18 protein-coding genes are annotated in these 19,829 nt (G+C 66.0%); 10 read left to right on the top strand and 8 right to left on the bottom strand.

Going from position 1 to position 19,829, the window contains the following annotated elements; all coding sequences use genetic code 11:
- The first annotated feature begins 1 nt into the window (after nucleotide 1).
- The 4 genes from NNJEOMEG_RS11055 to fliD are packed head-to-tail and all read left to right on the top strand — an operon-like array spanning nucleotide 2 to nucleotide 6,867.
- Entirely contained in the window at nucleotides 2–1,570 is a 1,569-nt protein-coding gene (locus NNJEOMEG_RS11055) for a flagellar hook protein FlgE (protein WP_173084373.1), read from the top strand.
- A gap of 27 nt (nucleotides 1,571–1,597) precedes the next feature.
- Nucleotides 1,598–3,670: a flagellar hook-associated protein FlgK gene (gene flgK, locus NNJEOMEG_RS11050; RefSeq protein WP_173084371.1), complete on the top strand. Its 2,073-nt coding sequence runs from the start codon at nucleotides 1,598–1,600 to the stop codon at nucleotides 3,668–3,670.
- A 9-nt stretch (nucleotides 3,671–3,679) separates the two neighbouring features.
- Entirely contained in the window at nucleotides 3,680–5,179 is a 1,500-nt protein-coding gene (gene flgL / locus NNJEOMEG_RS11045) for a flagellar hook-associated protein FlgL (RefSeq protein WP_173084369.1), read from the top strand.
- A gap of 11 nt (nucleotides 5,180–5,190) precedes the next feature.
- Nucleotides 5,191–6,867: a flagellar filament capping protein FliD gene (gene fliD / locus NNJEOMEG_RS11040; protein WP_173084367.1), complete on the top strand. Its 1,677-nt coding sequence runs from the start codon at nucleotides 5,191–5,193 to the stop codon at nucleotides 6,865–6,867.
- 241 nt (nucleotides 6,868–7,108) lie between these two features.
- Here fliD and NNJEOMEG_RS11035 read toward each other — a convergent pair whose 3' ends face one another.
- The 8 genes from NNJEOMEG_RS11035 to NNJEOMEG_RS11000 form a co-directional block, all read right to left on the bottom strand.
- A complete protein-coding gene (locus tag NNJEOMEG_RS11035; protein ID WP_173084365.1) occupies nucleotides 7,109–7,378 on the bottom strand; it encodes an anti-sigma factor family protein in 270 nt (89 codons plus the stop codon).
- A gap of 390 nt (nucleotides 7,379–7,768) precedes the next feature.
- Nucleotides 7,769–8,338, bottom strand: coding sequence for an RNA polymerase sigma factor (locus NNJEOMEG_RS11030; protein WP_173084363.1), 570 nt, complete (start codon nucleotides 8,336–8,338; stop codon nucleotides 7,769–7,771).
- Nucleotides 8,339–8,486: 148 nt separating this feature from the next.
- The gene (locus tag NNJEOMEG_RS11025; protein WP_173084361.1) at nucleotides 8,487–9,359 is read right to left on the bottom strand and encodes a ThiF family adenylyltransferase; all 873 of its coding nucleotides are present in this window, start codon (nucleotides 9,357–9,359) and stop codon (nucleotides 8,487–8,489) included.
- Between the two features lie 112 nt (nucleotides 9,360–9,471).
- A complete protein-coding gene (locus NNJEOMEG_RS11020; RefSeq protein WP_173084359.1) occupies nucleotides 9,472–9,756 on the bottom strand; it encodes a MoaD/ThiS family protein in 285 nt (94 codons plus the stop codon).
- A 54-nt stretch (nucleotides 9,757–9,810) separates the two neighbouring features.
- The gene (locus tag NNJEOMEG_RS11015; RefSeq protein ID WP_173084357.1) at nucleotides 9,811–10,038 is read right to left on the bottom strand and encodes a MoaD/ThiS family protein; all 228 of its coding nucleotides are present in this window, start codon (nucleotides 10,036–10,038) and stop codon (nucleotides 9,811–9,813) included.
- 186 nt (nucleotides 10,039–10,224) lie between these two features.
- Nucleotides 10,225–11,952: an aldehyde ferredoxin oxidoreductase family protein gene (locus NNJEOMEG_RS11010; protein ID WP_173084355.1), complete on the bottom strand. Its 1,728-nt coding sequence runs from the start codon at nucleotides 11,950–11,952 to the stop codon at nucleotides 10,225–10,227.
- Nucleotides 11,953–12,660: 708 nt separating this feature from the next.
- Nucleotides 12,661–13,122: a helix-turn-helix domain-containing protein gene (locus tag NNJEOMEG_RS11005; protein WP_173084353.1), complete on the bottom strand. Its 462-nt coding sequence runs from the start codon at nucleotides 13,120–13,122 to the stop codon at nucleotides 12,661–12,663.
- Nucleotides 13,119–13,346 carry a DUF4160 domain-containing protein gene (locus NNJEOMEG_RS11000; protein ID WP_173084351.1) on the bottom strand — a complete coding sequence of 76 codons (228 nt, stop codon included), beginning with the start codon at nucleotides 13,344–13,346 and terminating at the stop codon, nucleotides 13,119–13,121. Before NNJEOMEG_RS11000 ends, NNJEOMEG_RS11005 begins: the two co-directional genes overlap by 4 nt.
- A gap of 629 nt (nucleotides 13,347–13,975) precedes the next feature.
- On the opposite strand from NNJEOMEG_RS11000, the gene NNJEOMEG_RS10995 reads away from it, so the two are divergent.
- The 6 genes from NNJEOMEG_RS10995 to yajC all read left to right on the top strand — a co-directional run bounded on the left by NNJEOMEG_RS10995 (nucleotide 13,976) and on the right by yajC (nucleotide 19,825).
- Nucleotides 13,976–15,499, top strand: a complete 1,524-nt coding sequence (locus tag NNJEOMEG_RS10995) for a glutamate synthase-related protein (protein ID WP_173084349.1) — start codon at nucleotides 13,976–13,978, stop codon at nucleotides 15,497–15,499.
- Between the two features lie 6 nt (nucleotides 15,500–15,505).
- Nucleotides 15,506–15,958: a 4Fe-4S dicluster domain-containing protein gene (locus NNJEOMEG_RS10990; RefSeq protein WP_173084347.1), complete on the top strand. Its 453-nt coding sequence runs from the start codon at nucleotides 15,506–15,508 to the stop codon at nucleotides 15,956–15,958.
- 13 nt (nucleotides 15,959–15,971) lie between these two features.
- A complete protein-coding gene (locus NNJEOMEG_RS10985) occupies nucleotides 15,972–17,261 on the top strand; it encodes an NAD(P)/FAD-dependent oxidoreductase (RefSeq protein WP_173084345.1) in 1,290 nt (429 codons plus the stop codon).
- Nucleotides 17,262–17,277: 16 nt separating this feature from the next.
- Nucleotides 17,278–18,375 carry a class II glutamine amidotransferase gene (locus NNJEOMEG_RS10980; RefSeq protein ID WP_173084343.1) on the top strand — a complete coding sequence of 366 codons (1,098 nt, stop codon included), beginning with the start codon at nucleotides 17,278–17,280 and terminating at the stop codon, nucleotides 18,373–18,375.
- Nucleotides 18,376–18,616: 241 nt separating this feature from the next.
- Nucleotides 18,617–19,357, top strand: coding sequence for a GltB/FmdC/FwdC-like GXGXG domain-containing protein (locus NNJEOMEG_RS10975; RefSeq protein ID WP_173084341.1), 741 nt, complete (start codon nucleotides 18,617–18,619; stop codon nucleotides 19,355–19,357).
- Between the two features lie 36 nt (nucleotides 19,358–19,393).
- A complete protein-coding gene (gene yajC / locus NNJEOMEG_RS10970; protein WP_173084339.1) occupies nucleotides 19,394–19,825 on the top strand; it encodes a preprotein translocase subunit YajC in 432 nt (143 codons plus the stop codon).
- The last annotated feature ends 4 nt before the right edge of the window (nucleotides 19,826–19,829 follow it).

Genomic DNA, 19,829 nt, shown 5'->3' with positions numbered 1-19,829 from the left:
CATGTCACTGATGTCAGCGATGTACACGGGGGTCTCTGGGCTGGGCATCCACAGCCAGGCCATGTCCGTGGTGGGCAACAACCTGGCCAACACGAGCACCATGGGCTTCAAGCGCTCCAGCATCCAGTTCGAGGATTTCTTCTATTCCAACGTCACCGCCGGAAATACCTTCGGCCAAGTGGGCCTCGGCGCGGGAATCGCCAGCATCTACGGAGACTTCTCCCAGGGCGCGTTCCTCGATTCCAGCTCCTCCACGGACATGGCCATCAGCGGCAACGGCTTCTTCCTGGTGAACAACCCCACCACCGGCTCCACCTACTACACCCGCGCGGGCAACTTCTCCTTCGACAAGAGCGGCTACCTCGTGGACCCCAACGGCTACGTCTGCCAGGGCTGGAAGGCCTACACGGACACCGCCGCGGGCAAGGTCTCCAACATCGGGGCCCTGGGCGACATCCGCCTCACCAGCTTCCAGCTGGCCCCCCAATCCACCACCAAGCTGCGCATGGTCACCAACCTCAACAGCTCCGCCACCGAGAAGACCACCGACTCCACCGACCCCTTCTTCGCCCTCTTCAAGTCCTGGAATGGCCAGGCCGACACCGCCCTCTCGGACCTGAGCTATTCCTACCAGGCCACCATCAAAGTCTACGACGAGGCCGGCACGGCCCACGACGTCACCGTCTACTACGACAAGGCCAGCAACTCCTCGGGCAAGAACGTCTGGGAATACGTGGTGGCCTGCGACCCCACGGAAGACGGCCGCACCATCAACGGAACCTCCGTGGGGGCCACCTCCGCCGCGGGCATCCTCATGACGGGCACCATCACCTTCGATTCCTCGGGGACCGTCTCCAGCATGAGCGCCTTCACCCTCTCCAGCGGGGCCAGCGGCGACATGAAGGACCTCTCCAACTGGACCCAGGCCTCTTTCTCCGAGGACGGCTACCCCCTCTTCACCGCCAACTTCACCTCCGCCTCCAACGCCAGCACCGCCACCTCGACCAGCGCTTCGCCCATCAAGCTGGACCTGGGGATCCACAGCACCGCCACGGGCGGCGGATGGAGCGGCGGCGTGGCCAACGCCTCCCTGGTGGGCACGGATTTCGACAACCTGCCCGTGCTGGACAGCGCCGAAGCCGACGACACCACCACCACCAGCTGGTCCAGTTCCTTCAGCATCAACGACGAGGATCAGGACGGCTACGCCTCGGGATTCCTCCAAAGCATCGCCATCGACTCCGAGGGCGTGGTCACCGGAACCTACTCCAACAATCAGACCAAGAATCTCTTCGTGGTGGCCCTGGCCGACTTCACCAACCTCCAGGGGCTCAAGCGCGAGGGCAGCAACCTCTACAGCAAAACCCTGGATTCCGGCGAACCCCGCGTGGGAACCGCCGGGAGCGCGGGGCTGGGCTCCATCGCCTCGGGCAAGCTCGAACAGTCCAACGTGGATACGGCCACCGAGATGGTGAACATGATCAGCTACCAGCGAGGTTTCCAGGCCAACTCCAAGGTGATCAGCACCGTGGACTCCATGCTTCAGGAAGTCATCCAGCTCAAGCGCTAGGCGCGCGGGCGGACGAGGAGCAAAGCCATGTCGGATTCCCTGCTGAGCATCGGCCAGTCGGCCCTGTCCAACTTCCAGGTGGCCCTGAACGTCCACGGCGGCAACATCGCCAACGCCTCCACCGAGGGCTACGTGCGCCGCGTGGTGAACTTCACCGAGGACACGGTCTCCACCTCGCGCCTGGGCATCGGGGCCTCCATCCAGGGCATCGTGCGCGCCCTGGACTCCTTCCTGGAGCGCCGCCGCCTGGACCAGACCTCCGCAAGCTCCTACGCCGAAACCCTCTCGAACAACCTCTCCCAGGTGCAGTCGCTCTTCAACGATTCCTCCGACACCGGCATCTCCACGCTCCTGGACACCTACTGGGACACGCTCTCCAGCCTGGCCTCCAACCCTTCGGACTCCGCCACGCGCACCGAGGCCATCTCCACCGCCCAGTCCCTGGCCGCCACCCTGGCCGACATGGACGAAAGCCTCGCCGCCATGGCCTCCTCCACCGAGGACGCCATCGGCAGCCAGGTGAAGAGCGTCAACTCCATCCTGGGCCAACTGGCGGACTACAACAAGGCCATCGCCTCCAGCGACGAGGCCAGCGGCCTGCTGGACCAGCGCGACCAGCTCCTGCGCGATCTGGCGGGCTACGTGGACATCAAGGTGACCACCCAGGACGACGGCCAGGTGCGCGTGACCACCGCCGAGGGCCAGACCCTGGTGGACGGCACGGCCGCCTACTCCTTCCGGCTGCAAAGCCCCACGAGCACGGCGGCGCTCACTGCCGGGTCGGCCTTTGACGGCAAGCTCTACTTCGAGGGCGCCTCCTCCAACGAACTGACCATCGAATTCGTCACCGGCGGCGACTGCTCCGGCGGGGCCACGGCGGCCACGTTCAAGGTCTCCCTGGACGGCGGCAAGACCTGGGTCACGGACGAATCCGGGGCCACGGCCACCTTCACGGCAGGGGACTCGGACCACAAGGCCGTGGTGGACGGCGTGTCCCTCTGGTTCGGGACCCAGGCCGACGAGGACGCCGCCCCCGCCACCAGCATCGCCGCCGGGGACAAGTGGGACGTGATGCCCAAGACAGGCGTCTCCTGGGTGACGGCCACGGGCGGAGAGGTGAACGTGACGCCCCTGGCGGGCAACGACGCGGCCAACCGCCTGAGCGGCGGCTCCCTGGCGGCGCTCTTCACCCTGCGCGACGAGTACCTGGGCTCCTACCAGGACAGCCTGGACGCCTTCACGGAAAGCCTCGTCTGGAACACCAACCGCGCCCACAGCCAGGGTGCTGGGCTTACGAACCTCTCCACCGTCCTGGGCGACTACGCCGTGGAGAACGCCTCGGTCCCCCTGGACCAGAGCGGCCTGCACTGGGCGGACTACCTGGAGTCCGGCAACCTTTCCATCGCGCTCTACGACGCCGACACCGGCGAGAACCTCTCGGTCACGGCCCTGGACTTCAGTTCCGTCACCCCGGGCACGTCCTCCTTCGATCCCTCCGTGCACTCCCTGGAGGACGTGCGCGACGCCCTCAACGCCACCTATCCGGGCCAGCTCACCGCCTCCATCCAGGACGGACGGCTCCAGATCGCGGCGGCGGACGGCGTGGAGTTCCAGTTCGCGGAAGACTCCTCCGGGCTCCTGGCGGGGCTTGGCGTCAACACCTTCTGGTCCGGCACGGACGCGGGCTCCATCGCCGTGTCCGACGCCGTGTCCTCGGACCCGTCGCGGCTGTGCACGGCCCACGTCAACGGCGCGGGGGAGGTCAACTCCGGGGACAACACCACCGCCCTGGCCCTATCGGCCCTGGCCGACGCCACCCTGGACTTCCGGCTGGCGGGAGGAATCTCTTCTGACACCATCCAGGGCTTCATGACCGCCCTGGCCGCCAAAACGGGCTCCGACGCCTCGGCGGCCTCCAACCAGGCCACCTACGCCGCCACGCTCCTGGAGGATCTGGACACCCAGTGGGAATCCACATCCGGCGTGAACCTCGACGAGGAGCTCACCCGCGTCATGCAGTACCAGCAGTACTACCAGGCGGCGGCCAAGCTCATCGAGACCGCCGGAACCATGTTCGAGACCGTGCTCGCGCTCAAGTAGGAGGACGCCATGCGCATCTCCACCAACATGATCTACAACAACTCGATGCGCTACATGAACACGTCGCTCTCACGCCTTGCGGAGGCCAACGAGCAGAACGCGACGCAGAAGCGCATCAACCGTCCGTCGGACGATCCAGCGGGATATGCGGAGGCCAGGAGCCTCGACGCCATCATGGCCAGGATGGACCAGTATTCCGCCAACATCGGCGTGGCCGAAACGTGGCTGGCCCAGGCCGACTCCACGCTCCTGGAGGCCAGCACGCTCATGACCAGCATCAAGGGGCTGGCCGAGCAGGCCGCCACCGAAACCATGACCGCCGAGAACCGCGAGCAGGTGGCCATGCAGGTGCGCGAGCTTTTCGAGCAGATGATCACCGTGGCCAACGCCTCCGTCACCGGGCAGAGCCTCTTCGCGGGCCAGAAGACAGGGAGCGCCGCCTTCCGGGAAACCCTCTTCGCCACCGTGCAGGACGACACCCTCACCGACGCCGCCGTGCTGGAAGTGGCCGGAGCCAGCGACCATTCCATCGCCGTGCAGTTCACCGGCAGCGGCACGGTGGGCGGGGCTTCGGACATCGCCTACCGCTACTCTTCCGACGGCGGAGACACCTGGACCACGGGTACCCTGGCCGCGGGGTCCGACACGCTGAACCTGGGCGGCGTCACCGTGCGCCTGGCCTCGGGCGCGAGCCTCACCGCCACCGCCGAAGACGGTTCGGAAGGAACCTCGCTTTTCGTGCGGCCCTCCGCCGTCTACCTGGGAGACGATCAGGACGGGGCCGCCGTGCGCACCTATGGCAGCGGCCAGGTCTCGGCCTCGGCCGACGGCGTCTTCTCGGCCAACGTGACCGTGCGCATCGACTCCAACGCCTCCATCCCCGGCCCCTACAGCTATTCCTACAGCCTGGACGGCGGTTTGAGCTGGGTGGATGGGCAGACCGCCTCCGGGGCCAGGCTCCCCGTGCCCGGCGGCTTCCTGGACATCGCCTCGGGCGCGGGCAACACCCTGGCCTCGGGCGACCAGTTCACCATCGTGCCCAACACGGCCTCCATCAGCGTGGAGATCTCCCCCGCGGGTTCCGTGGTCATCAACAACGTGGGCAAGGACGTCTTCGGCGGGCTCTACCAGGCGGACGGGGCCTCCAACGCCTCGCCCGTCTTCGCCTCGGACCCGGAGAAGAACCTTTTCGAGACCATCGGCAAGCTCATCGGCTACCTGGAGAACAACAACTCCGACGGCATCGGCCAGTGCCTCGAGGACCTGGAGGCCTCCCAGGCCCACCTGGAGACCTGCGCCGCCGACGTGGGAGCGCGCGAGAACCGCCTCGAATACGCCCAGAACACCGTGGACATCCTGCGCGACAACGCCGAAACGCGCCTCTCCGCCGTGGAGGACGCCGACCTCTCCACGCTCATGCTGGAGCTGGCGAAATACCAGTACGCCTACTCCTCGGTGCTGTCGTCCTCGTCCAAGATCATCGGCATGAGCCTGCTCGACTACATCTAAGGAGACGCACCATGGCCATCGGCGACGTCACTTCGGGGCTTAGCACCTCCGGCGGAATCTACTTCACCGGCCTGGGCAGCGGCACGGACTTCGATTCCCTCATCTCCCAGCTCGTGGCCGTGGAGCAGGCCCGCGTCACCACCTACCAGACATGGCAAACCACCTGGGAGAACAAGAAGACGGCCATGCAGGAACTCAACACCGCCATGCTCTCCCTACGCACCTCGCTGCAGGACATGGACAGCGTCAACGAGTTCCTCCAGAAGTCGGCCACGGCTTCCGACACCGATGTCCTCACGGCCACCGCCTCCGGCGCGGCCGACACCGGAACCTACACCTACTCGGTCTCCCAACTGGCCCAGAACAAGGTGATGGTCACCGCGTCGGGCTTTTCGGCGCTCACTTCCACCGTGAACTCAACGGGAAGCACCACCAGCTTCGTCTACACCTACAACGGAGAGACCATCTCCAACGCCGTGCCCGCCGGGGCCAGCCTGCGCGACCTGGTGAACATCATCAACGCGGACTCCGCCAACACCGGCGTGCGCGCCTCCACCATCTACGACGGCTCCAACTACTATCTTCAGCTCAAGGGCCTGGACACCGGCGAAGCCTACGACCTCGCCATCAGCTCCAACACCACCCTGAGCGGCTTCGACGCGAGCGCCTTCAATACCACCCAGGAGAACCAGGACGCCAAATTCAAGATCAACGGCTGGCCCCTCTCCAACGCCTACATCAGCAGAGACTCCAACACCGTCACCGACGTCATCGACGGCATAACCCTGAGCCTCAAGGGCACGGGGTCCGGGACCATCACCGTGGAAACCGACGTGGACGCCGTGGTGGAGAACGTCCAGGACTTCGTGGACCAGGTGAACACCGTCAAGGAACTGCTCCAGGAACTCACCGAATACGACTCCACCACCGAAACCGGCTCCATTCTCACCGGCAACTACGGCCTGCAGATGATCGAGACCATGCTCGACAACATCACGGCGGCCGCCGGGCTGGGCTTCAGCGCGGACCGCGATTCCATCATCTCCCTGGGCTCCGTGGGCGTGACCACCGACACCGTGGAAGGCTCGGAAACCTTCGGCATGCTCGTGCTGGACTCCGACCTGCTGGAGAGCATGCTCACCTCCAACGCCTACGCCGTGGGCAAGCTCTTCGCCGCCCAGTACGTGGGGGACACCGACTCAGCGGACATCAACTACACCTCTTACGTGGACGGCATCACCAAGGCCGGAACCTACGACGTCACCTACACCGTGCAGGGCGGCCAGATCGTGGCCGCCAGCATCGACGGCCGGGCCGCAAACATCACCTCCAACAGCTCCACCATCACCGGCCAGTACGGAACCGACGCCGCAGGCATGGTGCTCACCGTGGGCAACATGAACGACGGCGTCTACAAACACACCGTGAACCTGCGACTGGGCAAGGCAGGGGAAATGGTGGACCAGCTGGCCGACCTGACCAACTCCACCACGGGGCCTCTGGCCATCCTGGAAGACAACTACAGCACCATCTCGGACAACATCCAGACCAAGATTGACAACGAAACCCTGCGCATCGCCCGCATGGAAACGCGTCTGCGCGACCAGTATTCGCGACTGGACACGCTGCTCGGACAGTACGACCAGCTGCAAAGCTCGCTGGAGTCACAACTGGCGCAGCTGGAATAGGGGGAGGCAGGGCGCTGCCCTGCTCACGCCAGGGCTCCGCCCTGCATCCGCCGGGGGGAGAGCCTCCCCCCGGACCCCGGCAGTTGCTTCGCGGGTATCACCAGCTGCCGTGTCAGGCCAGCGGTCCGGCGGTGCCCCCTCACGAGGCGTCGCCGCCGATCGTCTTCCGATCGGTCGGCGGCGACGCCTCGCAAGGGGGGGCCGCCGGATCGCTGTCAGGGGGGAAACCGTCGGACTTAGATCAGCCGCGCACGAGCTTCTTGGCCTTGTCGGCGGCCTCCCGCACGTGCTCCTCGCGCCCGGGTTCGTCGCCGGCCACGTTGTCCAGAAGCTCGCGCAGTTCAAGCACGTCCGTCGCGCACTTGCGGCAGGCCGCCAGGTGGCGCTCCACGGCCGCAAGCTCCGCGCCCTCCAGTCTGCCGTCCAGGTACGCCGCCACGGTCAGTGCGTCCGGGCATTCCCCGGCGGAGTTTCCGGAGGAAGCCCCCCGCATGTCGCGATTGTTGGACATGGTGTGTAACCTCGCCTCCCGCTCAAGCGTCGTCGTCCCCGTCCGATAGCCCGCAGGCTACGGCGGGTCAAGGATTCCGGGGACATGCACTCATCGGAAGATACGGCCGCTTCCTTTAGAGGCGAAAGAACCCTCCGGAAACATTGTTTTTCAATGCAAACGGAAGGTATGGAATGGACGGGACCTTGGGGGAGGCCTGGCCTCGGCCAGGTCGCTCGGCGCTCCTGTGAAGCGCGCGTCATCTGTCCGGGCAGGTTTTGCGGTTCACCGGAAAAGGTGCGAGTCAGCCTTTGAAACGACCGATCCGGCCGGGTGACAGGTTCGCGGGCCAGGACCGCAGGGGCGCGGGACGCCCCGGCAAAGCGCGCGGTGTCCGCCCAGGCCGACCGTTCAGGCCAGGTCGGGTCGCGCGCCGTAGTGGCCGCGCAGCCGCTCCAGGGCCTGGTGCTTCAGGCTGCGCACGGTCTGGGCCTGCACGCTGAGGGCCTGAGCCACCTCGTCCACGTCCAGGTCCTGGTCGAAGAGCAGGGTGAGCACGTGCGCCTGGCGTTCCGTCAGCACCCCGGGCGGCAGTTCCAGGCGTCCTCCGAAGGGCCGGTCCTCGGGCGCGGCCAGTTCCTCGTCCAGTTCCACGGTGGCGCGGCGCGCCTCGGGGCGGCGCAGCCAGTCCAGGGCCACGGAGCGCCCCACCACCGTGAGCCACGTGGAGAGCGAGGCCCGCTCCTCCCTGTAGGACCGCAGCAGCCGGAAATCATCTTTGATCAAACGCAGGAACACCTCTTGCATGACGTCTTTCGCGTCGTCGGCCGAAGCAGAGGGGGAACGCAGGCGTAACGTACGCAGCACAACGCCGTAGAGCAGCCCGGAAAAATCTTCCACAAAGCGGTCCCAGGCAATTTTTTCCCCTGCAACGACCCGGCCGATGTCCGAATGCCTCGCGGGCACGGAAATGTCCTTCATATCCAACACCTCGAAACTTCAGGTAATGGCTTTCCGGCGCAGTGGCCGTATCCCGTCGGGAGGCGTCGTGTTCGGCGCTCCCCGCAGGGATATCAGCAGGGCGTGTGCCAGCAGGGCAGGTTTTTCCGGGAAAAGAAGGGCGGGCTGATTATTCGTGGCCCGGGGGGCCGGGCAGGGCGAAGCGTTCCAGGCTCAGGTCGTCCAGGTCCAGCACGGCCATGCGGCCCGTGGGGCCGCCCAGGCGGGGCGGCCTGCCCAGGGCGAGGCGCACCGCTTCGGCCAGCATGAGCCCCGCTGCCACCTGGATGGCCGGGGCCAGGCAGCCCAGCACGTCCTCCGCGCCGGGGCCGGAAGACGTGCCAGACGGGCACATCAGGCCTGCGGGGCCTGTCCAGCCCGGCAGCACCGTGGCGGCCGTGGCCGTGGACCCCGCCACACTTCCCGTGACGAGCGGCACTCCCGCCCGGGCCGCGCCGCGTTCCGCCGCAGGGCGGCAGGCCATGCCGCCCAGGGCGTCGATGGCCACGTCCGCGCCCTGGAAGAACCTGGCGAAGTCTTCGGGCGCGAGGCGCACCTGCCGGGCGCGCAGTTCCACGGCGGGATTGATTTCCCGCGCGCGTGCCACGGCCGCGCCGACTTTGGACGCGCCCAGGGTGGCCTCCGTGGCCAGGAGCTGGCGGTTGAGGTTGGTGGGCTCGAAGAGGTCGGGGTCGGCCGCGTCGATGCGGCCGAATCCCAGGCGGCACAGGCCCTCCAGTACGGGGCCGCCAAGGCCTCCCAGGCCCGCCAGGGCCACCTTCGACTCCAGGAGCTTCGCCTGGGCTTCGCAATCCAGCGTCTTGAAATTGCGCAGGTAGCGCTCGGGCACGATGCCCGCGCGCAGGGCCTCGATCTCGGCCTGACGCAGGGAGAGGCCCGCCAGATGCGCCGCGCTGCGGCAGGCGCGGTGGGGCAGCACGCGTACGGGCGTGTCGTCGGGGAGCAGGGAGTCCCGGGCCAGTTCCTCGAAGGGGGATGTCATGGAGCGTCCGGGTCGGTTTCGGCGCGGCGTTCGCCCGGGGGGACGTCGGGGGCCAGGGGGCAGCCGGAGGCCGAGGGGATGCCCTTGGCGAGGGGAGGGCCGGGCGGCCGGTTCATCCCATGTTCCGGAAGCCCAAGAGCACGCGGTAGGGGCCGGGCACGCCGGGCGGAGCCAGGGCGACCCGGTCGCCGGGGCGCACCACGGCATGCTCCGGGGCGCTGGCCTTGCCGTTGACGAACACCACCTCCACCTGGTCGCGGGTCACGTCCAGGCGGGCGAGCAGTTCTTCGCCGGTGGTTTCCGGGGGCACGTCGAGGCTCATGGGGCTCGTCCAGCCGCGCTCCCGGAAGAGTTCGGAGAGGCCCATGAAGGCGCGGATTTCGATGGTCGCTGGCACGGACGAATCCTCCATTGATCCAGGATTGTTCGCGACGTGCGCCGGGGGCGCGGCTCAGCCCCCGCCCACGGCGGGGAACAGGCTCACGCGGTCCCCGTCGGCCAGGGGCTTGTCCAGGGCGGCGTGCGCGCCGTTGACGAAGAGCACGGCCACCTGGTCCGGCTCGATGCCCAGCCGCGCGATCACGTCCTTGGCCGTCTCGCCGGGTTGGAGCGGGACGTGTTCGGCGTCGGCGGGCTGGAAGGGGGCCAGCGTGGCGAAGCACTTCACGGTGATCTGCATGTTCCAAACCTACGGGGGACCGGTCAGGGAGTCAACCGGACCGGGGATTTCGGGCCGACGACGTCGCCAGGAAACGTTGGCCATGGGACGCCGACTCAGGTGACGCCGCTCTGGGGCTGTCGGACAGGAAGCGCCGGAGGGCGGACGGCCCGGGGGCCGTCCGCCTCTGGTTCCGGCGGGATTGGGCTAGAAGTTGAACACTTCGTCGATTTCCTCGTCGGTGAAGTCCCAGACCACGTTGTGGGGCGGGCAGGGCTCCTCGAAGAACTCGGGCAGGCGGTCGTGGGCGTTGGTGAAGCCCGCGCGGCGGTTGAAGTCGCGTTCGGCCTTGAGGATGGTCTTGCCCAGGGCGGTGACGTCGTCGCCGGTGAGGGAGAGGTTGTAGCGGGCGTTGATCATGTCCACCAGGGCGTTGAAGCCGTCCGCGATGTCTAGGATGGCGAAGGCGATGAACAGGCACATGCCGGTGCTGTCCACGGCGGCCGTGGCGATCTGGAGGTTGCGCGAGAGCTCCACCTGGCCTTCCTTGCCCAGGGGATCCACGTAGCCGCCCACCTTGAGGATGTTGGCGGCCACGGCGTAGCCTGCGGTGTGGTCCGCGCCCATGGGGGTGGTGGCGTAGGTGAGGCCGACGCCCTTGACGGCGCGGGGGTCGTAGGCGGGGATGGCCTGGTTTTTCACCACGGGCACGCGGGTGATGCCGTACATCTGGCCCACGGCGGCCGCGCCGCAGCCCAGGATGCGGCCCAGGGGCGTGCCCTGGCGGATCTGCTTCACGAGGTCGAGGGATGCCTTGGCGTCGCCCCAGGGGATCACGCCCGCGTCCATGGCCACGGCCAGGGCCACGGAGGTCTCGATGGAGTCCACGCCCACCTCGTCGTATTCGCGGTCGATGAGGGCGATGCCGTCCAGGTTGTCGATGGCGGCGTCCGCGCCCAGGGCCCAGATGGTCTCGTATTCGAAGCCGCTGGTGATGTATTCGCCCTTCTCGTCCACGTAGTGCTGCGAGCAGCGGATGATGCAGCCCTTGTGGCAGCCGTGGGTGGTTTTGCCGCCGCGCGCGGAGATGGTGGCTTCCATGGTCTCGCCGCCGATGTTGTTGGCCCATTCGTTGCGGCCGCGGCGGAAGTTCTCGGTGGGCAGGCCGCCCGCCTCGTTGAGGATGTTCACCAGGATGTTGGTGCCGTATTTGGGCAGGCCCTGGCCGGTGACCGGGTGGGTGGTCAGGGCGTTGGCGAAGCGCTTGGCCGCGCTCTTGAAGGCGTCGGGGTTGGCGATGGTCACGCCGGGCGCGCCGGTGTCGTCGATGACCACGGCCTTGATCTTCTTGGAGCCCATCACCGCGCCCAGGCCGCCGCGTCCGGCGCTGCGCAGGTTGCCGTCGGGGTCGGCGAAGGAGATGTTCGCGGAGGAGAGGCGCATCTCACCGGCGGGACCGGCCAGGGCCACGCCCACTTTGGGGCCGTATTTGGCCTGGAGGAATTTCACGGCCTCGTAGTTGCCCTTGCCGAGGATCTCGGCGGGGGCGTCTTCGATGGTCACGGAGTCCATGGCCACCTTGACCACATAGAACTTGTCCTCGGCGGGGAGGCCTTCGAAGACGATGGCCTTGATGTCCATCTTGGCCATGCGCTGGGAGAAGGTGCCGCCAGCGTTGCTCTCCTTGATGGTGCCGGTGAGGGGGCTCTTGGCGCCGCAGGAGATGCGCCCGGAGTTGGCGGCGCTGGTGCCGGTGAGGAAGCCCGGGGCGAAGATGAGCTTGTTGTTTTTGCCCAAGGGGTGGCAGGTGGGCTTCACTTCGTTGGCCACGAAGATGGAGGTGAGGCCGCGCCCGGCCAGCCCGGCATACTGCTCGGGGCATTCCTCGGTCTTGACGGACTTCGAGCCCATGTCCACGCGGATGAATTTTGCCATGTGAGCCTCCGTTGTATGCTGAAAGGATTGGTTGTTGCCGCTGGATGCCCGCCTGCCCCCTCCGGGACGCGCGGCCGGGGCCTCGCCGCCGGTCCTGCGGGCGCACGCTTCAAACGCCTTCGTTTCCTTCATGCATGACTATGTCGCGCCTGACATAATCTTCCGATCCGCCCATGATGTCCGCGTCTGATGTGTTGCGCGGGCATTGTCGTGATGCATCTTGCGCTTCAACTTGTGTCTGATGTGGCATAATGCGTCGTTTCTTGATGCAAAGCGCGATGAATACGCCCGGACAGAAGTCTAGGGTACGTTTAGGAAGGTGCCTGTTGACTGTCAACGTATGCCGATGGTGGCATAAGAGTCATAGGGAATCATGGGCTACAAATTTGTAGCAGGTGGGTTTTCGGTGTGATGCGCTATGACCCGGATTGAGTCGTTCTGACCCATGTCCGAAAGAGGGGGAGCGGGAGGGCTGTGCTGTAATAATATGCTTTATGTTCAGACGGTTGGACTGGATGTGCGGGGTGTGCGGCCCCTACGCGGAAGCCTCGTCGCGGGGCGTTTGCGCGCCGTATCCCGCCGGGCGAAAAGAATGAAAAATGATTGCGAAAATTCGGGCCGGATCACCTGTGGAGCTTGTTGCGCAGGGCAAAGGCGAAGATGGCCGCCTGGATGGGGATGAGGAGGCGTGAGAGGAGGAGGGCGGGGCTAGGCGGCGCGGTCGCGCATGGCCGTCCAGCCCGCGCAGGCCAGCGCCAGGGTCCAGGGCAGGAAGGATGCGCCGGATTCGTAGTTCTGCCACTGGCGGGGACTTACGCCCAGTTCGCGGGCGGCCTGCGCCTGGGTGAGCCCGTGGCGCTCGCGCCATCGGCGCAGTCCGTCGGGGGTGAGGGGCGCTCCGCGCTGTTCGCTTTCGAGCAGCTGCAGGTGTACGGAGTCGATTTCCAGGTCGTCGTCGAGGAAGGCCACAGTGGATCCGTATTCGCCCACGTGGGCCTTGGCGAAGAGTTCCGGGTTCCGGAGGCGGTGGATGCCTTTGGATTCGATCCACACGGCGAGGGAAATGGTGGAGCGGGAACCGTCCGCCCAGGAGACGGCCAGGGTTTGCTCCGGCAAAGGCTCCACGGCGGCGATGGCCTTGGGGCCGAAGGGCCAGGGCACGCGTTTCACGGGTTCAGCTCCTGCCAGATGGTGAAAAGAGAGTCACGGTTTTCGGCGGCCCATTCCAGGGCGACCTTGCCGCTGCGCCGGGCGGTCTTGTCGCCTTTCACTTCTCCGGACGTAAGGTCCACGCAGAGTTCGCCCTCCGGTGTGTCCACATGGAAATGGGGCGGCAGATGGTCACCCGTGAGAATCGTGATCCGGGCCTTACCGAATCGCCGGACGGTGACCATGCGAAGATGGTACGCAATGAATGCGTGTTGTCAAGGTCATCGGTGGAGCTTGTTCCCTTCCATCCCCCTCTTCATCCTTCCATACCACCTCCTGCTGGTTCGGCCACCTGCATTCCGCGCACTTGCAGCATCCCATATCTGCCGTCCCTCGAACTTGTCGTGAAGAGGTTGTGTCGATCATAAATCATACTTAATTGGTATGAGATAAAACGCAAAACGACAAAAACGTACTCACCCTTTCCAGCACGCAGCCCCATCCCCCCAAACACCTCTGCAAGCCAGAATCCACGGGCTGTTTGCCTTCCGGCACGCTCCTTCCGCCCCTGACAACTCTGGTGCGGCCAGCGGAACGGGCCAAAAAAAGTTTCCATAATGTAAATGCCCATGAACCCGCGATTTTGGCCGGATTTCGAGGCCTGGCCTGGGTTTGTGACCGTTTTTCCCCCGTTTTTCCTCTTGACGCGAAGGCCCGAAATACACATGCTCCCTTTCCCGCATTCCGTGTGCCCGGGCCACCCATGCCTCGGGACAATTCGGCCCGCGTCTTCCATGGGGGAGCGGGCCGGGGTGGGCGCACCAACGCCGGCCCTCGCGACCCCCTCCAAAACGATCCGAAAGAGGTGACCGTCTTGGCCTTCGCCCCAATCAACAAGAATTACCACGACTTCTTCGTCGTCCGGGACAAGGAAGCCTGCATCAACTGCCAGGTGTGCGTGCGTCAGTGCTCCTACGGAGTGCACTACTGGGACGAAGCCCGGCAGTGCGTGCGCCACGACAACACCAAGTGCATCGGCTGCCACCGCTGCGAGGCGCTTTGTCCCACCCAGGCCCTGCTCATCCAGGAGAAGCCCTCCACCTTCAAGCCCAACGCCCTCTGGCGGCCGGTGTTCATCAAGAACATCTACAAACAGGCCGACTCCGGCGGCGTGCTCCTGGCGGGCATGGGCTCCCCCGTGGACATCCCCGTCTACTGGGACAAGATGCTCCTCGACGCGAGCCAGGTCACCAACCCCTCCATCGACCCGCTGCGCGAACCCATGGAGCTGCGCACTTTCCTGGGCGCCAAGCCCAACGCGCTCCAGTTCGAGCAGACCGACCAGGGGCCCAAGGTCAAGACGGAGATGAAGCCCAACATCAAGCTCAACACGCCGATCATGTTCTCGGCCATGAGCTTCGGCTCCATCAACTTCAACCTGCACGTGGCCATGGCCCGCGCCGCCACCGAGCTGGGCACCTTCTACAACACCGGTGAGGGCGGCCTGCACCACAGCCTCTACCAGTACGGGGCCAACACCATCGTGCAGGTGGCCTCCGGCCGCTTCGGCGTGCACCGCGACTACCTCAACGCGGGCGGCGCCATCGAGATCAAGATCGGCCAGGGCGCCAAGCCCGGCATCGGCGGCCACCTTCCCGGCGAGAAGATCAACGCCAAGGTCTCCGAGACGCGCATGGTCCCCCTGGGCTCCGACGCCATCTCGCCCGCGCCGCACCACGACATCTACTCCATCGAGGATCTCCACCAGCTCATCTTCGCCCTCAAGGAAGCCAGCGCCTACCGGGTGCCGGTTTCGGTGAAGATCGCGGCGGTGCACAACGTGGCGGCCATCGCCTCGGGCATCGTGCGCGCCGGCGCGGACATCGTGACCATCGACGGCGTGCGCGGCGGCACCGGCGCGGCCCCGGCCATGATCCGCGACAACGTGGGCATCCCCATCGAGCTGGCCCTGGCCAGCGTGGACCAGCGCCTGCGCGACGAAGGCATCCGCAACCAGGCCTCCATCGTGGCCGCGGGCGGCACGCGCTGCTCCGCCGACGTGGTGAAGGCCATCGCCCTGGGCGCGGACGCCGTGTACATCGCCACCGCGGCGCTGCTCTCCGTGGGCTGCACCCTTTGCGCGCGCTGCTACACCGGCAAGTGCCCCTGGGGCATCGCCACCAACGACCCCTACCTGGCCAAGCGCCAGAACCCCGACATCGCGGCCAAGAAGATGGTCAACCTCGTGCGGGCCTGGTCCCACGAAATCGAGGAGATGCTGGGCGGCATGGGGCTCAACTCCATCGAGAGCCTGCGCGGCAACCGCGACAAGCTGCGCGCCGTGGGCCTGAACTCCGTGGAGCTCGACACCCTGGGCGTCAAGGCCGCCGGGAGGTAACCCGCCATGAAGAAGATCTATCCCAACAAGGAAGTGTGCATCGGCTGCCACCTCTGCGAGGTGGCCTGCGTGACCGCCCACTCCAAGACCAAAGACACCATCCTGGCCCACAACGTGGAAAAGGCCCAGGAAGGCCTGGCGCCGCGCCGCAACGTGGCCCAGGACGGCCCCATCTGCGTGGCCCTCTCCTGCCGCCACTGCGAAGAGCCCATGTGCGTGGCCGCCTGCATCTCCGGCGCCCTCACCAAGAACCCGGAGACCGGGCGCTGCGAATACAACGAGGAGCAGTGCGTGGGCTGCTGGTCCTGCCTGATGGCCTGCCCCTTCGGCTCCATCCGCAGGCACCCGTTCAAGGAAAAGATCGTCAAGTGCGACATGTGCGCGGGACGCGACACCCCCGCCTGCGTGGAAGCCTGCCCCAACGCTGGCCTGGTCTTCGAAGATCGCGGCAAGGACTAAGCGGAGAATACCGATGAAATACGTGATCGTGGGCAACGGCGTGGCCAGCGTGGGAGCCATCGAGGGCATCCGCAGGGTCGATCCCGACGGCGAGATCCTGGTGGTCTCCGAGGAGAGCTCCCCCACCTACGGCCGCCCGCTCATCTCCTACCTGCTGGCCGGCAAGATCGGCCCCGAGCGCATGCAGCTGAGGCCCGTCACCTTCTATGACAAGAACAAGGTCAAAATGATCCTTGGCGCAAAGGTGACTTCCATCGACACCAAGGCCAGGACCGTGGCCACCGCCGACGGACACAACTACCCCTACGACAGGCTCCTGCTGGCCACCGGCGGCGTGCCCTTCGTGCCGCCCCTGCCCGGCAAGGACGGCTCCGGCGTCTACTCCTTCACCACCCTGGCCCACGCCGAAACACTGGTGGACGTGGCCAAGAACTGCAAGCAGGTGGTGGTGATCGGCGGCGGCCTCATCGGCCTCAAGGCCGCCGAGGCCCTGCACGACAGGGGCGTGAAGGTCTCCATCGTGGAGCTGGCCCCCCGCGTGCTCTCCGCCGCCTTCGACGACAAGGCCGGAAACCTCGTCTCCAAGCGCCTGGAGGAAGTGGGCATCAGCGTGCACTGCTCCACCCAGGCCACCGAGATCAAGCGCGGACCCGACGGCGAGGTGCAGGGCGTCACCCTCAAGAACGGCGTCTTCCTGCCCGCCCAGGCCGTGGTGATCGCCATCGGCGTGGTCCCTGCGGCAGCCCTGGCCAAGGACGCGGGCATCAAGGTGGACCGCGGCGTGGTGGTGGACGAATCCCTCGCCTCCTCCGATCCCTCGGTGTTCGCGGCCGGAGACGTGGCCCAGGCCAAGGACCTGATCCTGGACGAGAACCGCGTGGTGCCCATCTGGCCCAACGCCTTCAACCAGGGCTTCTACGCGGGCAAGAACATGGCCGGAGGCCAAAGCCCCTACACGGGCGGCCTGGCCATGAACTCCATCTCCTTCTACGGCCTGCCCACCGTTTCCGTGGGCGTGGTGAACCCCGCCCCGGACGAGACCGGCATCGAGGTGTTCGACGCCCTGGACGAGGAACACGGCACCTACCGCAAGCTCGTCTTCAAGGACGAGCGCCTGGTGGGCTACGTGCTCGTGGGCGACATCGACACCGCCGGGCTCTACACCGGCTTCATCCGCTTCAAGTTCCCCCTGGACCCGGCCGTCAAGGAGAAGCTCGTGGGCGGACAGCCCTCCATCCTCCAGTGGCCGGAAGGCTTCTTCGACGAGAAGTTCAATCCCGTCGGCGCCCAAGAGATCGTTTAAGGAGACGCGAAAGCCCATGAAGGCACCAGAAAGATACTACGACTTCCAGAAGGACATCTCGGGGTGCGGCGTCTTCGGCGTCATCAACACCAAGCGCGAGCTCATCCCCGGGTCCATGCCCATCCAGGCCATGTGCACCATGCACGACCGGGGTAACGGCCTCGGCGGCGGCTTCGCGGCCTACGGCATCTATCCCGAGCACGCCGACAAGTACGCCTTCCACATCATGGCCGACACCCAGGAAGGGCTCGACCGCGCCGAGGAACTGGTGAAGCTGTTCTTCACCATCCACGAATCGCAGCCCATCCCCACCAAGCCCACCCCCGTGATCAAGAACCCGCCCCTGGTCTGGCGGTTCTTCCTCACCCCCAAGCAGGGCATGGACCGGCCCATGTGGCGCACCAACGACGAGAAGGACTACGTCGTCAACGTCATCATGCACATCAACAAGAAGACCCCGGCCTTCGTCTTCTCCTCGGGCAAGAACATGGGCGCCTTCAAGGGCGTCGGCTTCCCCGAGGACATCGCCGAGTTCTTCCGCCTCGACGAGTATTCCGCCTACATCTGGACCGGTCACAACCGTTTCCCCACCAACACTCCCGGCTGGTGGGGCGGCGCGCACCCCTTCACTCTGCTGGACTGGTCCATCGTGCACAACGGCGAAATCAGCTCCTACGGCATCAACCGCCGCTACCTCTGCGAGCACGACTACGAGTGCACCCTCATGACCGACACCGAGGTGGTGGCCTACGAGCTGGACCTCCTGGTGCGCAAGCACGGCCTCTCCCTGCGCATGGCCTCCTGGGTCTTCGCGCCCCCGTTCTGGGACGAGATCGACCGCATGCCCGAGGAACAGAAGCAGGCCTTCACCGCCCTGCGCATGGTCTACGGTTCGGCGCTGCTCAACGGACCCTTCGCCATCCTGGTCTCCGACGGCACGTGCCTCATGGGCCTGAACGACCGCATCAAGCTGCGGCCCCTGGTCATCGCCGAAAGCGGGGCCAACGTGTTCATGTCCAGCGAGGAGTCCTCCATCCGCGACGTCTGCCGCGAACTGGACAACGTCTGGGCTCCCAAGGCGGGCGAACCCGTCATCGTGAAGCTGGAAGACTAGGAAGAGAATATCGGGGGAAACCTTTTGTGAACAAAAGGTTTCCCCCGAACCCCCTTCCAAAAAACTTTAGTGGGCTTCGCGGGCGTCACCGGCCATGCGTGCGGTGAACGGCGAAGCCATAACCGAGGGGGTCTGGGGGGAATCATTCCCCCCAGCGGGTGCAGGGCAGGGCCCTGCCGGGGTCCAGGGGCAGAGCCCCTGGCCTTGCCGCCGGAGACTCCCCCTCCAGTGAGGGAGCGACATGCTGCTCGACGCCGACAACGTCTACTACCGTGAGCTGAACAAGCAGATCCGCGAACTGGTGGCCCAGGGCGAAACCGAGTTCGAGATCATCAACGTGCGCGGCCAGCGCTACATCGCCGACGGCCTGGACGGGGACCTCAAGTTCCTGGTCAAGGGCGTGCCGGGGCAGGACATGGCCGCCTTCATGCGCGGCCCCACCATCCACGTGCAGGGCAACGCCCAGGACGGCGTGGGCAACACCATGGACGACGGCCTCGTGGTCATCGACGGCATGGCCGGCGACGTGGTGGGCTACGCCATGCGCGGCGGCAAGGTGCTCGTGAAGGGCGACGTGGGCTACCGCGTGGGCATCCACATGAAGGCCTACAAGGAAAAGTTCCCCGTGCTGGTGATCGGCGGCAAGGCCGGCGACTTCCTGGGCGAGTACATGGCCGGCGGGGCCATCATCCTGCTGGGCATGTTCACCGGCAAACCCTCTGCGCCCATCTGCGGGCGCTCGCTGGGCACCGGCATGCACGGCGGCGTGATCTACGTGCGCGGTGAAGTTCCCCTGGAACAGCTGGGACCCCATTTGAAGACCGAACCGGTGGACGAAGAGGACATGAAGCTCATCACCGCCAACCTCGAACAGTTCTGCCAGGAATTCGGGGTTGACTTGAAGGCCGTTTTGGCTGAACCCTTCCAGCGCGTGAAGCCGTTCTCCCACCGTCCGTACGGCAACCTCTACGTTGCCTGCTAGGCTGGAAGAACACGTAACCAACCACTGGAGGATTCAATGTTTCTGACCAGCGTGGCCCATGCCATGGGACAGATGCCCGCGGGGGGCGCCGACGGCGGCCAGGGCGGGCTGATGTCCTTCCTTCCGCTGATCCTGATGTTCGTCATCTTCTACTTCCTGCTGATTCGTCCGCAGCAGAAGAAGCAGAAGGAAATGCGCGAGATGCTCAAGAATCTCAAACGCGGCGACCGAATCCTCACCGGCGGAGGCATCTACGGGCGCATCGATTCCATCACCGACGACAAGGTCAACGTGGAGATCGCGCCCGGCGTGGTCATCACGGTGATGCGCAGCTACGTGGCCGGTCTGGCCGACATGGTGCAGGCCCAGGCCCAGAACAAGAAGGGCAAGAAGGCCGACGAGGCCCCCAAGGCCGTCGAGAAAAAGGCCGAAGAACCCAAGAGCGACGCGCCGGAAGAGAAGAAATAATTCC

Source organism: Fundidesulfovibrio magnetotacticus (genome assembly GCF_013019105.1).
Taxonomy (GTDB): Bacteria; Desulfobacterota; Desulfovibrionia; order Desulfovibrionales; family Desulfovibrionaceae; genus Fundidesulfovibrio; species Fundidesulfovibrio magnetotacticus.
This window is presented reverse-complemented; position numbering and strand designations above follow the sequence as displayed.

Excerpts from the sequence above, each read along its gene's own strand:
- NNJEOMEG_RS11055 (WP_173084373.1), top strand. The coding sequence starts at position 2 with ATGTCACTGATGTCAGCGATGTACACGGGGGTCTCTGGGCTGGGCATC.
- flgK (WP_173084371.1), top strand. The coding sequence starts at position 1,598 with ATGTCGGATTCCCTGCTGAGCATCGGCCAGTCGGCCCTGTCCAACTTC.
- flgL (WP_173084369.1), top strand. The coding sequence starts at position 3,680 with ATGCGCATCTCCACCAACATGATCTACAACAACTCGATGCGCTACATG.
- fliD (WP_173084367.1), top strand. The coding sequence starts at position 5,191 with ATGGCCATCGGCGACGTCACTTCGGGGCTTAGCACCTCCGGCGGAATC.
- NNJEOMEG_RS11035 (WP_173084365.1), bottom strand. The coding sequence starts at position 7,378 with ATGTCCAACAATCGCGACATGCGGGGGGCTTCCTCCGGAAACTCCGCC.
- NNJEOMEG_RS11030 (WP_173084363.1), bottom strand. The coding sequence starts at position 8,338 with ATGAAGGACATTTCCGTGCCCGCGAGGCATTCGGACATCGGCCGGGTC.
- NNJEOMEG_RS11025 (WP_173084361.1), bottom strand. The coding sequence starts at position 9,359 with ATGACATCCCCCTTCGAGGAACTGGCCCGGGACTCCCTGCTCCCCGAC.
- NNJEOMEG_RS11015 (WP_173084357.1), bottom strand. The coding sequence starts at position 10,038 with ATGCAGATCACCGTGAAGTGCTTCGCCACGCTGGCCCCCTTCCAGCCC.
- NNJEOMEG_RS11010 (WP_173084355.1), bottom strand. The coding sequence starts at position 11,952 with ATGGCAAAATTCATCCGCGTGGACATGGGCTCGAAGTCCGTCAAGACC.
- NNJEOMEG_RS11000 (WP_173084351.1), bottom strand. The coding sequence starts at position 13,346 with ATGGTCACCGTCCGGCGATTCGGTAAGGCCCGGATCACGATTCTCACG.
- NNJEOMEG_RS10990 (WP_173084347.1), top strand. The coding sequence starts at position 15,506 with ATGAAGAAGATCTATCCCAACAAGGAAGTGTGCATCGGCTGCCACCTC.
- NNJEOMEG_RS10985 (WP_173084345.1), top strand. The coding sequence starts at position 15,972 with ATGAAATACGTGATCGTGGGCAACGGCGTGGCCAGCGTGGGAGCCATC.
- NNJEOMEG_RS10980 (WP_173084343.1), top strand. The coding sequence starts at position 17,278 with ATGAAGGCACCAGAAAGATACTACGACTTCCAGAAGGACATCTCGGGG.
- NNJEOMEG_RS10975 (WP_173084341.1), top strand. The coding sequence starts at position 18,617 with ATGCTGCTCGACGCCGACAACGTCTACTACCGTGAGCTGAACAAGCAG.
- yajC (WP_173084339.1), top strand. The coding sequence starts at position 19,394 with ATGTTTCTGACCAGCGTGGCCCATGCCATGGGACAGATGCCCGCGGGG.